The sequence below is a fragment of the Pseudorhodoferax sp. genome (genome assembly GCF_047601025.1).
GTDB lineage: Bacteria > Pseudomonadota > Gammaproteobacteria > Burkholderiales > Burkholderiaceae_C > Pseudorhodoferax.
On record NZ_JASGJZ010000001.1, the window covers coordinates 3,246,001 to 3,259,484 of the forward strand.

Here is a 13,484-nt window from a genome sequence, read left to right on the forward strand (position 1 = left end):
AGGCCTGGCCCCTGCGGCGGTGTCTCCGATGCCCGCACCGCGATCCGCCGTGTCGGCGGCGGCATCGCAGCAGGGGCCGGTGGAGCGTGCCGCGGTCTGCACGGCGTTCAGCGCGGTGATGCAGCGGTTCTGCGGGGCGTCCCTGGCTTCCCGGGGCCAGGTGCTGATCAGGTCCAGCGTGAACAGGCCCTTGTCCTGGATCGCCGTGCAGCCGGTGCTCTTGGACACGCCGTTGCAGCCGCGGACCTCGGCGTCGTCGGCCGCGGCGGCGGCGCTATCGTGCTCGGTGTGCTCGGTGTGCTCGGTGTGCTCGGCGTGGCCGATGTTGGACTCGCCGAACATCAACTGGTCGCGGATGCCGGCGATGCTGCGGCCCTCGCGCAGCAGCCGGAAGTACCAGCTGCCGTCCACGGTGTCGCCGTACAGGCAGGCGCCGACCAGCTTGTCGTCGCGGATCACCAGCTTCTTGTAGACGCCGCCGAACGGATCGCTCATGACGATCTCCTCGGCGCCGCCGCCGCCCATGAAGTCGCCGGCGGAGAACAGGTCGATGCCGGTGACCTTGAGCTTGGTGGAGGTCTGCGAGCCCTGGTAGCGGCCGATGCCGAACTGCGCCAGGTGGTTGGCCGCGACCTTGCCCTGCTCGAACAGCGGCGCCACCAGGCCGTAGGCGATGCCGCGGTGCTGCGCGCATTCGCCGACGGCGTAGATGCGCGGGTCGGTCACGGTCTGCATGGTGTCGTTGACCACGACGGCGCGTTCGCAGTGCAGGCGCATCTGCTGCGCCAGCGCGATGTTGGGGCGGATGCCCACGGCCATCACGACGAGGTCGGCGGGCACTTCGCTGCCGTCCTTGAAGCGCACGCGCTGCACGCGCCCCTGCGCATCGCCGACCAGTTCCTGCGTCTGGGTGTTCAGCAGGAAGCGCAGGCCGCGCTGCTCCAGCGACTTGCGCAGCATGCCGGCGGCCACGTCGTCCAGCTGGCGCTCCAGCAGCCAGGCGTTCACGTGCACCACGGTCACGTCCATGCCGCGCAGCACCAGGCCGTTGGCCGCTTCCAGGCCGAGCAGGCCGCCGCCGATGACGACCGCGTGCCGGTGCGTTCTGGCGGCCTCGATCATCGCGTTGGTGTCGGCGATGTCGCGGTAGGCGACCACGCCCCGCAGGCCCTTGCCGGGCACCGGCAGGATGAAGGGGTTGGACCCGGTGGCCAGCAGCAGCCGGTCGTAGCCGGCCTCGACCACCGTCCCGTCCGGCCGCTCGGCGTGCACGACGCGCCGCACGCGGTCGACCGCCGTGACGGTGCAGCCGGCGTGCAGCGTGATCCCGTGCTCCGCATACCACTCCCAGCTGTTCAGCACGATCTGCTCGACGGTCTGCTCGCCGGCCAGCACCGGCGACAGCAGGATGCGGTTGTAGTTGGGGTGCGGCTCGGTGCCGAACACCGTGATCTCGTACAGCTCGGGCGCCAGCTTGATCAGTTCTTCCACCCCGCGCACGCCGGCCATGCCGTTGCCCACCAGGACCAGTTTTCTCTTCTGCATGGGGTTCTCCGCTGCGGTGAGGGGTCTAGAAGACCAGGTGCAGGACCGAGGTCAGGTGCCCCTGCGGGGCGACCGGCAGCGCGATGGCGTTGCCGGCCACGCCGGGTTGGCCGGTGCGCAGCGCCTCGGCCACGCAGGCGTCGGCAAGCAGCGTGGGCGCCGCGGCGTCGCGCACGCCCTCGGCTTCGGAGAACGCGAAGCGGCACTGCGGGCCGGCCGCGGCGGCTTCCCAGACCGCCACGCCGCGCGCGATCGGCGTGTCCAGCGCCGACAGGAAGGCCACGACGTAGTCCGCGCCGTCGGTGGACGAGGCCGGCATCGCGAAGCCGCGGTTGATGCCGACCTTGACCGCGCTGTCGGCGCGCAGAAAGCCCGAGCCCTTGCCCAGGTCGGGCAGGAACACCGGGCGCTGCGCCTGCCAGGCCAGGCCGGGCAGGCCGGTGCCGCGGCGGAACGCGGTGGCGCGCGAGATGAATTCGAAGGTGTCGCCGGTGGTGCCGTAGTAGCCGTCGACCAGCGTCAGGTCGGCCGAGTCCCCGGGCCGGTTGGCCCACAGTTCGATGGCGCCGGCATGGGCCGCGTCGTCGCCGCAGAACAGCACGGCCACGGCGCGCAGCTGCGCGCCGGCGAACACCGGCAGCGCGATGCCGCAGCTCAGGCCCTCGGCGCGTGCCGCCGCGCCGCGCCGGAAGTAGGAGTGCTCCAGGTCCTTGAGCACGATCGGGCGGCCCTGTTCCCAGGCCTGGCCGGGCAGGCCCTCGCCGCGGCCGAAGCACAGCTGCTCGGTGGCGGCCTGCAGGCACGTGGCACCGCCGAACAGCCCGCCGCCGAACTCGAGCAGCGTGCCGTCGGCGCTGGGCCGCCAGTACTCGATCGCGCGGATGAAGGTGTTCTTCTGCATGGCCGTTTCCTTCAGGCGGCCTTCTCGACGTGGGCCTGCCGCGTGTAGAGGAAGTCGATCACCGCCTTGCGGTACATCACGTAGTGGCGGTCCTCGGCCAGTTCCACGCGCCGGCGCGGGCGCGGCAGGTTCACCGTCAGCACCTCGCCGATGGTGGCGGCCGGGCCGTTGGTCATCATCACGATCTTGTCGGACAGCAGCACGGCCTCGTCGACGTCGTGCGTGACCATGACCACGGTGCTGCGGGTCTTCTGCACGATGGCCAGCAGCTCGTCCTGCAGCTTGGCGCGCGTCAGCGCGTCCAGCGCGCCGAAGGGCTCGTCCATCAGCAGCACCTTGGGTTCCATGGCCAGCGCACGCGCGATGCCCACGCGCTGCTTCATGCCGCCGGAGATCTCGCCGGGCCGCTTGTGGGCGGCATGCGCCAGGCCGACCAGGGCCAGCGCGGCGTCGGTGCGCTGGCGCAGCTGGCTTCTGGTCTCGCGGTCGCCGAACACCCGCTCCACGCCCAGGTGGATGTTCTCGAAGCAGGTCAGCCAGGGCAGCAGCGAATGGTTCTGGAACACCACGGCGCGCTCCGGGCCGGGGCCGGCGATCTCCTTGTCCGCGCACAGCAGCACGCCCTGGGTCGGGCGGGTCAGGCCGGCGATCAGGTTCAGCAGCGTGGACTTGCCGCAGCCCGAGTGGCCGATCAGCGCGACGAACTCGCCCTTGGCCACCGTCAGGCGGATGTCGCGCAGCGCGGTGAACGGGCCGCGCGCGGTCTTGAAGCGCTGCTCGACGCCCTGGATGTCGATGTACTTCGGATCGTTCACGATTGGACCTCCTCGAAGGTGAAGGCCGAGGCCAGCTTGACCAGCGCGAGTTCGAGCAGCAGCCCGACGATGCCGATCACGAAGATGGCGATGAGGATGTTCTTGACGTTCAGGTTGTTCCACTCGTCCCAGACCCAGAAGCCGATGCCCACGCCGCCGGTCAGCATCTCGGCCGCCACGATCACCAGCCAGGCCGTGCCGACGGCCAGGCGCACGCCGGTCAGCATGTAGGGCAGCACGGCCGGCAGCAGGATCTTGGTGGCGATCTTCCATTCGGACAGGTTCAGCACGCGCGCCACGTTCATGTAGTCCTGCGGCACACGTTGCACGCCGACGGCGGTGTTGATGACCATGGGCCAGATCGAGCAGATGAAGATGGTCCAGATCGCGGCTGGGTTGGCGCCCTTGAAGATCAGCAGGCCGATCGGCAGCCAGGCCAGCGGCGAGACCGGGCGCAGCAGGCTGATCAGCGGGTTGAACATGCGCGACAGGAAGGCGAAGCGCCCGATCAGGAAGCCCAACGGAATGCCGACCAGCGCCGCCAGGCCGAAGCCCAGGCCCACGCGCTGCAGCGAGGCCAGCACGTTCCAGCCCACGCCCTGGTCGTTCGGGCCGGTGCGGTAGAACGGGTCGCTGAAGACCTCGACCGCCTGCTGCCAGGTCTCCAGCGGGCGCGGGAAGCTGTTGCCGCTGAAGTGCGCCACCAATTCCCAGACCAGCACCAGAAAGCCCATGCCCAGCACCGGCGGCAGCACGCGCAGCCACAGGCCGCGCCAGTCGATGGCGCGCCTGCGGGTGGCGGCGGGCGGGGCCGGCACGGCCGCGGCGCTGGCGGGCGCGGTCAGGTCGCGGCTGGGCTCGGCGGCCGCGCGGGCCGCGGTGGCGGCCTCCAGCGGGCCATGGAAGACGGCAGATACCATGGTCGTTCTCCTCAGGCCTTGATGGCGAAGCCGTCGGCGTACCTGGCCGGATCCTTGCCGTCCCAGACCACGCCGTCGACCAGCTTGCTGCTGCGCAGGTTGCTGGAGGGCAGCGGTGTCTTCGAGGCTGCCGCGGCCTGCCTGTACAGGTCGATGCGGTTGACCTCGCGCGCCACGCCCAGGTAGTCAGGGTGCGCGTTCAGCAGGCCCCAGCGCTTGTGCTGCGTCAGGAACCACATCGCGTCGGACAGGTAGGGGTAGGTGGCCTGGCCCTCGTCGTAGAACTTCATGTGGTCGGGGTCGTCCCAGCTCTTGCCCAGGCCGTTGTCGTAGCGGCCCAGGATGCGGTCGACGATGGCGGCCTTGTCGGTGTTCACGTACGAGCGCGCGGCGATGGTCTCGGCCATCTTCTGCTTGTTGGACAGCGAGGCGTCGATCCAGCGGCCGGCTTCCAGGATCGCGGCCGCGACGGCGCGGCAGGTGTTCGGGTTGGCGGCGGCGAAGGCGGCGGTGGTGCCCAGCACCTTCTCGGGATGGTTCTTCCAGATCGCCTGCGTGGTGGTGGCGGTGATGCCGACGCCGTCCATGATGGCGCGCTGGCCCCAGGGTTCGCCGACGCAGAAGCCGTCCATGTTGCCCACGCGCATGTTGGCCACCATCTGCGGCGGCGGCACGGTGATGATCTTGGCGCCCTGCAGCGGGTGCACGCCGTGGGCTGCCAGCCAGTAGTACAGCCACATCGCGTGCGTGCCGGTCGGAAAGGTCTGCGCGAAGGTGTATTCGCGCTTCTCCGTGGCCATGAGTTTGGCCAGCGTCGCGCCGTCGGTGGCGCCTCGGTCGGCCAGCTTCTTCGACAGCGTGATGGCCTGGCCGTTGCGGTTCAGCGTCATCAGGCTGGCCATGGCGGTCTTGTTGCCGCCGATGCCCACGTGCAGGCCGAGCAACTGGCCGTACAGGATGTGGCTGAACTGGTTCTCGCCGTTGAGCAGCTTGTCGCGCACCGCGGGCCAGCTGGCCTCCTTGCTGGGGATGATCTTGACGCCGTACTTCTGGTCGATGCCCAGCACCGAAGCCATGACCACGCTGGCGCAGTCGGTCAGCGGGATGAAGCCGATCCTGACCTCCTTGCGCTCGGGCGCGTCCGAGCCGGCGGCCCAGGCGCCGCGCGCGGCCAGGTCGCCGAGCAGCGCCGTCGCGCCGGCGGCGCCGGCCCGGCGGAGGAAGTCCCGGCGCGCCGGCGCGGGGCGAGGGGAGGCTGGAAGGGTCATGGGGCGAACTCCTGGGATCGACAAGCGGGGCGGAAAACGAAACGGCGTCCATCCCGCACCCGCGCACCTGCGCAGACGAGGGATGGACGCCGTTGTCCATGGGGCTGGAAGCCGGGGAACAGGAGCCGCCGTTGGCTCTGCTCGCGGACAGCTCCATGCAGGTCCCATGCCAGCCGTCGTGCCCGGATCGGCGGCGGATCGAGGGGGTGGCGCCCTGCACGCCGGCCCATGGGCGCTGCTGCGGGAGCGATCGTGGTGCACGGGCACAAGAATTGTGCGATGCAGCAAGCTTCCGGCCGCTGGCCGGAACGGTCCGGTCAGAGGTAGTCCGACAGCGCCAGCATCGACTGGGCGACGTCCAGCAGCTTGCGGTTCTGGTTCATCGCGGTCCGGCGCATCATCTTGTGGGCGTCGGCCTCGCTGAGCTTGCGCGAGGCCATCAGCAGGCCTTTGGCGCGCTCGATGATCTTGCGCTCGTTCAGCGATGCGCGCACCGTTTCCAGTTCGTCGGCCATCTGCTGCAGCCGGCGCGACTGTTCCTGCACCAGCGCCATGATCGAGCGCTCCAGCTGCGGGCCGTAGGGCGGGTTCGCCGACGGCGTGCCGGCGGCGCGGACCAGCGCGTCGCGGATCGCCTCGTGGTCGCGCAGTTCGGCCCTGGCCGTGTCGATCCGCGCGGCGCACAGGCGCAGCAGTTCGCCGGCCAGCAGTTCCTCGACTTCGCGCAGCGCATCGATGCGCTGGCTGCAGCACTCGAACCAGACCAGGGCCAGCTCCGGGTCGAGTTGCCCGTCGGCGCGCAGCGCGCAGCCGATGCGGCGCAGCCGCTCCAGCTCGGCCTGCGTGCGGGCCCCGGCGGCGGCTTGCCAGGTGGCCTGCACGGCCGGCCCGGCGAAGTCGAGCGCGATGCGGAAGCAGCGCTCCTGCGACTCGATCAGGTCGAGCCACTGCTGCTGCCGGCCCGCGTCCATGTGCCCCTGGGCGAAGCAGGCACCGCCGAAGGCGCGCTCCTGGCCGGCGAACTCCTTGCCCTGCATCAGGTTGAACAAGGCCACCAGCGCGCGCGAGACGTCCGGGTCGGTGGCGCTGTCGGCCGCTTCGAACACGACCTGCAGCAGGCCGGCGATCAGCCGGACGAAGGCAGCGTTGGCCGCCGGTACGTCGATGGCCTGGGCAGCGGCGTCGCGCCGCAGCGCGGGCAGCGCGTCCAGCCCATGCAGCACGCCGGCGATGCGGCTGAACAGGCGCGCGCCGTTGCGCACCGGATGGACCGCCGAGGTGTCCATCGCGTCGAAATGCGCGCGCAGCGCCTGCGCCGCCGCATCGCACTGCAGGCATTGGCTGGCGCGCTGCTCGGCGAAGCGGGTGCCGTGCGAGCCCAGGAACATGTTGGTCAGGCCGCGCTCGCGCTGCAGCGCGTGCACCAGGCGCGCGATCAGCCGGACCAGCTCGCCACCCAGCGCGAGCTGCTCGAGTTCGCCGATCTCGCATTCGCGTGCGGCAATGAGGAAATGGAGATCGGATTTCATCGTCGGGGCACAGGGCATCCAGCAACAAGCGTGCCGCGTGGCGCCGCGCACTGCATACACTGGCACCCATGCTCGTTCTGGGATTCGAATCTTCCTGCGATGAAACCGGCGTGGCCCTGGTGGAGTGGGCCGGCGGCGCGCTGCCGCGCCTGCTCGCGCATGCGCTGCACAGCCAGGTCCGCATGCATGCGGACTACGGGGGCGTGGTGCCGGAGCTGGCCAGCCGCGACCATATCCGCCGCGTGCTGCCGTTGACTGAGGCGGTGCTGGCCCAGGCCGGGCGCACGCTGGGCGCGGTCGACGTGGTCGCCTACACGCGCGGTCCCGGCCTCGCCGGTGCGCTGCTGGTCGGCGCCGGCGTGGCCTGCGCGCTGGCCGCCGCGCTGGAGCGGCCGGTGCTGGGGGTGCATCACCTGGAAGGGCATCTGCTGTCGCCCTTCATGGGGGCCGACCCGCCCGCATTCCCGTTCGTGGTGCTGCTGGTGTCGGGCGGCCATACCCAGCTGATGCGGGTGGACGGCGTGGGCCGCTACGCCATGCTGGGCGAGACCATCGACGACGCGGCCGGCGAGGCCTTCGACAAGTCGGCCAAGCTGCTGGGCCTGGGCTATCCCGGCGGGCCGGCGCTGGCGCGGCTGGCCGAGCAGGGCGATGCCAAGGCCTTCACGCTGCCGCGGCCGCTGCTGCACAGCGGCGATCTCGACTTCTCGTTCGCCGGCCTGAAGACCGCTGTGCTGACGCAGGCGAAAAAACTCGGCGAACAGCTACCGGCACGCGCCGCGGACCTGGCGGCCGCGACCCAGGCGGCCATCGTGGAGGTGCTGGTGCGCAAGTCGCTCGCGGCGCTCGAACAGAGCGGCCTACGGCGGCTGGTGGTGGCCGGCGGCGTGGGTGCCAACCGGGCGCTGCGTGCGCAGCTCGACGCTGCCTGCGCGCGAAGAGGGGTGCGGGTGCACTACCCGGAGCTGGAACTGTGCACGGACAACGGCGCCATGATCGCGATGGCGGCGGCCATGCGCATCCAGGCCGGCGTGCAGCAGGCCGAACGGCGCTATGCGTTCGACGTGCGGCCGCGCTGGCCGCTCGACGCCTCGCCGTGAGGGCGCCGAGCGGGTGCGGCGCGCGAGTTACTGGATCGCCAGCGGCGTGACGTTGCTGACCGGCTGCTTCTTGGCCAGCTTGAGCGTCAGCACGCCGTTCTCCAGCGTGGCGCTGCTCGCGGCGGCGTCGATCTCCTGCGGCAACTCGTAGGCGGCCTTGACCTTGCGCGCGGACGCGTCGGTGCTCTCGATGCGCACCACGGCGCCTTCGATGCCGATGGTCAGCTGGTCCTTGGCGACGCCGGGGACGTCGATGGACAGCGTCCAGGCGCTGTCGTCCTGGCTGAAGCTGTGGCCCTTGGTGCCGCTGGCGCGCACGTAGGCGAGGTCGTTGACGAAGCGCTCGAAGCTGCGGTCGATCGAACGCAGGGCAGGGCCGTAGTTGGCCTGGCGCAGGACGGGGGCAAAGAACATGGCGGACTTCCTTCTGTCGATACACTGCGCGGCTCTCACCATGAGCGCCGCATGCCTCCAATCTGCGTGCAGCGCTTTGATTTTCAAGAGGTTTTTTTGATGGAGCCGGTGCGTAGAAGGGTCTTGAAAACGGCCGCCGCGGCGCTATCTGCTGGCGCCTTCGGGCGGGCCCTGGCGCAGGCGGCGCCGATCCGCGTGGCGATGATCGAGACCTTGAGCGGCCCGTTCGCCAACACCGGCGAGGCAGTGTTCCGCAACCTGGTCTGGGCCGCCGAGCGTGTCAATGCGCGCGGCGGCGTGCGCCTGCCGGGGGGCGCGCGGCCGCTGGAGATCGTGCGCTACGACAGCAAGGGGCAGACCGAGGAGGCCTTGAGCGCGCTGCGCTCGGCCATCGACGATGGCGTGCGCTTCGTGACCCAGGGCAACAGTTCCGCGATCGCGGCGGCGCTGCTGGATGCGCTGAACAAGCACAACGAGCGCGTGCCCGAGCGTCGCGCGCTGTACCTGAACTACTCGGCCGTCGATCCCATCCTGACCAACGAGCTGTGCAGCTTCTGGCACTTCCGCTTCGATGCGCATGCGGACATGCGCATGGCCGCGTTGATGCAGGTGCTGCGCGAGGATGCGGGCGTGCGCAGCGTCTACCTGCTGGGCCAGGATTACAGCTTCGGCCGGGCCGTGCTGCGCGAGGCGCGCCGCCAGCTGCAGGCGCAGCGGCCCGACGTGTCGATCGCCGGCGACGAACTGCATCCCATGGGGCGGATCAAGGATTTCCTGCCTTATGCGGCCAAGATCAAGGCCAGCGGCGCCAGTGCGGTCATCACCGGCAACTGGGGCAACGATCTCACGCTACTGGTCAAGGCGGCGCGCGAAGCGGGTTTCGACGGCAAGTTCTACACGTTCTACGGCAATGCGCTGGGTGCGCCGGCGGCGATCGGTGACGCTGGCATCGGCAAGGTGGTCGCGGTGGCCGACTGGCTGCCCAACCTGCCCGGGACGCAGAGCGAGACGTTCTACCAGGCCTTCCGTACGCGCTATCCCAAGCCGGCCGACGACTACGTGCACATGCGCATGCAGTTGATGGTCGAGGCGCTGGCGCAGGCCGTCGAGACGGCCGCCCGCGTGGAAGCCGTGCCGGTGGCGCAGGCGCTGGAGCGGGCGGACGTCACGCTGTACGGGCAGCAGGGCCGCATGCGCGCGAGCGACCACCAGTTCCAGCAGCCGCTGGTCGTCGGCGTCATGGACCGGCAGGGTGCGCCCGGTGTGCGCTTCGATGTGGAGGGCTCGGGCTACGGCTTCCGGGTGATCCGGCAGGTCACGGCCGCGCAGGCGGAGATGCCCAGCAGCTGCCGGATGGCGCGCCCCTAGCTAGTAGCTTGCGTAGCCGGCGCAGGCGCCGGCGTTCGGCCGGCCCTTGCATTCGCGCAGCAGGCGGCGCTCGCGTTCCCGGGGGCTCTCTTGCGAGCTGCTGGGAATGAACTTCGGTGCCGCCGCGGCCTTCTTCTTGGTCGTCGTGTCGGCCGCGGCGAGGGCGGGGGTGGCAGTTGCCAGCGCGGCCAGGGCCAGGAAAGTTGCGGCGAGGGCGGATCGGTACATGTGGGACTCCTGTGAATCTTGCCGGGGCCAACGGGCGCGGTGAGCGGAACGTTGACGGCGACGCTTCGTGGTTCGCCAAGCTTTCCGTGTTTCTTGCATATGCACCGTGCGCGCCTCGCTCCATCCGCATGATCGATGTGAATTGATTCACAGAATTCGCGCACCAAGACTCATTGCATACAATTGACAATGATGATTGATCGATGTTTTCAGTGTGTTGGATGTATCCATTTATATATGTGATTTTTTTGTGTACTGATTTTGGGCTCCCCTCTTAAGATTTGCTTGCTCTGTTAGCGAATCGATCTTCGCTAACTGACGAGCGATTTGTTTCCAACAGGTGGGCGATGGACCGAATTTCCGCAATGCGAGTGTTCAGTGAGGTGGTGACGCGCGGCAGTTTCACTGCAGCGGCCAACACGCTGGGCATGTCCCGGGCGATGGTGACCCGGCATATCGGCGAACTCGAACGCTGGTTGGGTGCACGTTTGTTGCAACGCTCGACGCGCCGGCTGTCGCTGACCGAGGCTGGCGAAGCCTGTGTCGTGCGCAGCCGCCAGTTGCTCGAACTCGTGAACGATGTGGAACAGGTGGTCGGGCAGCGCGATACCGAGCCGCATGGCCAGATCCGCGTGCTGTGCAATCCCGCTTTCGGCCAGACCTATCTCTCGTCCATCCTCGTCGATTACCTGGCCAAGTACCCGCGCACCCGGGTCGATCTGGTGCTGAGCGATCTGAACCTGAACCTGGTCGAGGAGCGCATCGATGTGGCGATCCGGATGACCAACGAACTGGATCCCGCGCTGATCGCCAGGAAGCTGAGCAGTTGCCGGTCCATTCTGTGCTGCGCACCGTCCTATCTGGAGCGCAACGGCGCACCCAAGACGCCCGAGGATCTTGCCCAGCGCAACTGCCTGTCCTATTCCCGTGTCGAGAAGAGCCAATGGAGCTTTTCGCGCCAGGGCGAGGAACGGCTGGTCCAGGTGGCCGGGAATTTCAGCGCCAACGACACCATGAGTCTGGTCGAGGCCGTGCGCGCCGGCGGGGGGCTGGCCGTGCTGCCCAACTATGTGGTGGCGCCGTTGATCCGCCGCGGGGAACTCGTCGGTGTCCTGCCGGAATGGCAGGCCGACGCACTCGGTGTCTACGCGTTCTATATTTCGCGCCGCCACCAGCCGGCCAGCCTCAGGACCTTGCTGGATTTCCTGGCGGCGCGGCTCGGCCCGACGCCGCTATGGAGCCAGTGACCGGTCCGGCTGAAAGAAGGCGTCGAGCAGCGGCAGCAGTGCCGGCCATTCGGCGCTGAACCGGCGGCGGTTCACGAAATAGGCTTCGCAGGCCACGGCGAAGAATTCTTCCAGGCTGTGGGTGCCGTAGGCATCGAGCCAGGGCATGGCGCCGCCGAAGCGTTCGGCGATGACCACCTGGTCGCAGAACGCGGCATGGGCGTCCTGCCAGGTGCGCATCCAGCGCGTACGCGCGTCGCGCGCATCGGTGGTGCCCATGAAGCCCACGGGCAGGGGCGGGCAGCCATCGGGTGCGCCGTCCGCCATGTCCAGCTTGTGGGCGAATTCGTGGACCACGACGTTGTACCCGACGCCTGCGCTTTCGCCGGCGGATGCCACGGCTCGCCAGCTCAGCATGACGGGGCCCCGTTCCATCGCCTCGCCGCTCAGGATCTCGTCGTAGGCGTGGACCACACCGGCATCGTCCATGACTTCGCGCCGGGCGACGACTTCGTCCGGCTGCACCACGATGCCGACGAAATCCCGGTACCAGACCAGGGGTGAGGAACCGCGGCCCAGCGGCCGGCCGTCGGGCCGGGTCGTCAGATGCAGCAACGGCAGGCAGGCCTGGGCCGCGATCGCCACGGCCATCGCGTCCGTGATCTGCAGTCCGCCGGCGCCGTGGAATTCCTTCTCGTCGAGGAAACTGCCGGTGAGCTCGCGCAGGCGCCGTTGCTCGGTCGCGGTCAGTTCGCGCAGAAAACCGTAGTCGGCGAGCGTGGCCTCCCAGAGCGCATCAGGGACCGGGCGCGGCGCCGAGCCCCAGCGGAGCAGGCGCCGCCAGCCCGAGCTCATGCCACAGCGGGAACGGAAATGCGCTGCGGTCCTGCCGCAGTGCTCAGCCGCAGGATCTCCAGCCGCGGCGGCCGTGCCTCGGCTTCCCAGTCCGTCATGACGAGGCGCCGCATGCCGTCGCCCAGGTCGTGCTCGGCCGGCATGTGGGTATGGCCGTGGATCAGCGTGGCGCTGCCGGCGGCCTGCAGCCAGGCGCGGGCGGCCTGCGCGTCGACGTCCGCGTAGCCCAGGCCCTGGTCCTTGCGCTGTTCGCTGGCCTGGCGGATCTGCCGCGCCATCTGGCGCCGTAGCGCCAGTGGATGCTGGAGAGATGCCCGCTGCCAGGCCGGGTCGTGCACCTGGCGCCGGAACTGCTGGTAGGCCACGTCGTCCAGGCACAACGCATCGCCATGGGTCAGCAGCCAGCGCGTGCCGGCGAACAGCAGCACCGTGGGGTCGTGCAGCAACTGCATGCCGGTGGCCTGCAGGCCCCGCGGTCCGAACAGGAAGTCGCGGTTGCCATGCATGAAGTACACGGGCCGCCGGGCTGTTGCGCCGCGCAGCACCTCGGCGCAGCGCCGTTCGAACTGGCCGAGCGGGCTGTCGTCCCCGACGGCCGGGTCCAGCGCGTCGTCGCCGACCCAGACCTCGAACAGGTCGCCCAGGATGAACAGCGCATCGGCGTCGCTGTGGGTGACGGCCTGTTCCCAGGCGGCGAAGGTGGCCGGCTCCTCGGGGCGCAGATGCACGTCCGACAGCAGGTCGACCGCGCGCCAGCCGGGCGGCGCCGCCAGTTCGGCGAACTCGGGCAGGGCCGGCGCTGGGGACATCAGAGCGCGACGGCCTTCTCGATCACGACGTCTTCCACCGGCACGTCGTCGTGGAAGCCCTTGCGGCCGGTCTTGACGCCCTTGATCTTGTCCACCACGTCGGCGCCGTCGACGACTTTGCCGAACACGGTGTAGCCCCAGCCCTGGGCCGAAGGCGCCGTGTGGTTCAGGAAGGCGTTGTCGACCACGTTGATGAAGAACTGGGCGGTGGCCGAGTGCGGGTCGTTCGTGCGCGCCATCGCGATCGTGTACTGCGCGTTCTTCAGGCCGTTGTTGGCTTCGTTGGCGATCGGCGCGTCCGTGCCCTTTTGCTTCATGCCCGGCTCGAAGCCGCCGCCCTGGACCATGAAGCCCGGGATCACGCGGTGGAAGATGGTGTTGTCGTAGTGGCCCTTCTTCACGTAGGCGAGGAAGTTCTCGGTGGACTTGGGCGCCTTCTCGGCATCGAGTTCCAGCGTGATGACGCCGAGCTTGGCGATGTGCAGTTCGACTTTGGGTTGGGTCAT

At 69.4% G+C, this 13,484-nt stretch carries 13 protein-coding genes and 1 pseudogene; 3 read left to right on the forward strand and 11 right to left on the reverse strand.

Features of this window, described 5'->3' with window-relative positions:
• Window positions 1-171: 171 nt before the first annotated feature.
• The 6 genes and pseudogenes from QM782_RS15225 to QM782_RS15250 all read right to left on the reverse strand — a co-directional run.
• Window positions 172-1,545 (reverse strand): annotated as a pseudogene (locus QM782_RS15225) (FAD-dependent oxidoreductase); the annotation flags it as partial.
• 25 nt (window positions 1,546-1,570) lie between these two features.
• Window positions 1,571-2,446, reverse strand: a complete 876-nt coding sequence (locus tag QM782_RS15230; RefSeq protein ID WP_415203748.1) for a GAF domain-containing protein — start codon at window positions 2,444-2,446, stop codon at window positions 1,571-1,573.
• An 11-nt stretch (window positions 2,447-2,457) separates the two neighbouring features.
• Window positions 2,458-3,264, reverse strand: coding sequence for an ABC transporter ATP-binding protein (locus QM782_RS15235; RefSeq protein WP_415205657.1), 807 nt, complete (start codon window positions 3,262-3,264; stop codon window positions 2,458-2,460).
• Complete coding sequence (ntrB, locus tag QM782_RS15240; protein ID WP_415203749.1) at window positions 3,258-4,181, reverse strand: nitrate ABC transporter permease; 924 nt, start codon at window positions 4,179-4,181, stop codon at window positions 3,258-3,260. The genes QM782_RS15235 and ntrB overlap by 7 nt, the downstream gene beginning before the upstream one ends.
• A gap of 11 nt (window positions 4,182-4,192) precedes the next feature.
• Window positions 4,193-5,449 (reverse strand): CmpA/NrtA family ABC transporter substrate-binding protein, encoded by a 1,257-nt coding sequence (locus tag QM782_RS15245; protein ID WP_415203750.1) that lies wholly within the window; start codon window positions 5,447-5,449, stop codon window positions 4,193-4,195.
• A 317-nt stretch (window positions 5,450-5,766) separates the two neighbouring features.
• Window positions 5,767-6,978 carry a nitrate- and nitrite sensing domain-containing protein gene (locus tag QM782_RS15250; RefSeq protein ID WP_415203751.1) on the reverse strand — a complete coding sequence of 404 codons (1,212 nt, stop codon included), beginning with the start codon at window positions 6,976-6,978 and terminating at the stop codon, window positions 5,767-5,769.
• A gap of 68 nt (window positions 6,979-7,046) precedes the next feature.
• Here QM782_RS15250 and tsaD point away from each other — a divergent pair, with 68 nt between their 5' ends.
• Window positions 7,047-8,078: a tRNA (adenosine(37)-N6)-threonylcarbamoyltransferase complex transferase subunit TsaD gene (gene tsaD / locus QM782_RS15255; RefSeq protein ID WP_415203752.1), complete on the forward strand. Its 1,032-nt coding sequence runs from the start codon at window positions 7,047-7,049 to the stop codon at window positions 8,076-8,078.
• Between the two features lie 27 nt (window positions 8,079-8,105).
• Here the strand turns inward: tsaD and QM782_RS15260 are convergent, their stop codons facing one another.
• On the reverse strand, window positions 8,106-8,492 hold the full coding sequence (locus QM782_RS15260; RefSeq protein ID WP_415203753.1) for an Hsp20/alpha crystallin family protein: 387 nt from the start codon (window positions 8,490-8,492) through the stop codon (window positions 8,106-8,108).
• A gap of 99 nt (window positions 8,493-8,591) precedes the next feature.
• Here QM782_RS15260 and QM782_RS15265 point away from each other — a divergent pair, with 99 nt between their 5' ends.
• The gene (locus QM782_RS15265; RefSeq protein ID WP_415203754.1) at window positions 8,592-9,860 is read left to right on the forward strand and encodes a branched-chain amino acid ABC transporter substrate-binding protein; all 1,269 of its coding nucleotides are present in this window, start codon (window positions 8,592-8,594) and stop codon (window positions 9,858-9,860) included.
• Here QM782_RS15265 and QM782_RS15270 read toward each other — a convergent pair whose 3' ends face one another.
• Window positions 9,861-10,088 (reverse strand): hypothetical protein, encoded by a 228-nt coding sequence (locus tag QM782_RS15270; protein WP_415203755.1) that lies wholly within the window; start codon window positions 10,086-10,088, stop codon window positions 9,861-9,863.
• Window positions 10,089-10,453: 365 nt separating this feature from the next.
• On the opposite strand from QM782_RS15270, the gene QM782_RS15275 reads away from it, so the two are divergent.
• The gene (locus QM782_RS15275; RefSeq protein WP_415203756.1) at window positions 10,454-11,335 is read left to right on the forward strand and encodes a LysR family transcriptional regulator; all 882 of its coding nucleotides are present in this window, start codon (window positions 10,454-10,456) and stop codon (window positions 11,333-11,335) included.
• Here QM782_RS15275 and QM782_RS15280 read toward each other — a convergent pair.
• The 3 genes from QM782_RS15280 to QM782_RS15290 are packed head-to-tail and all read right to left on the reverse strand — an operon-like array spanning window position 11,321 to window position 13,484.
• Window positions 11,321-12,169, reverse strand: a complete 849-nt coding sequence (locus QM782_RS15280) for a zinc-dependent peptidase (protein WP_415203757.1) — start codon at window positions 12,167-12,169, stop codon at window positions 11,321-11,323. The genes QM782_RS15275 and QM782_RS15280 overlap by 15 nt on opposite strands.
• Window positions 12,166-12,978 (reverse strand): UDP-2,3-diacylglucosamine diphosphatase, encoded by an 813-nt coding sequence (locus QM782_RS15285; RefSeq protein WP_415203758.1) that lies wholly within the window; start codon window positions 12,976-12,978, stop codon window positions 12,166-12,168. Before QM782_RS15285 ends, QM782_RS15280 begins: the two co-directional genes overlap by 4 nt.
• Window positions 12,978-13,484, reverse strand: a complete 507-nt coding sequence (locus QM782_RS15290; RefSeq protein ID WP_415203759.1) for a peptidylprolyl isomerase — start codon at window positions 13,482-13,484, stop codon at window positions 12,978-12,980. The genes QM782_RS15285 and QM782_RS15290 overlap by 1 nt, the downstream gene beginning before the upstream one ends.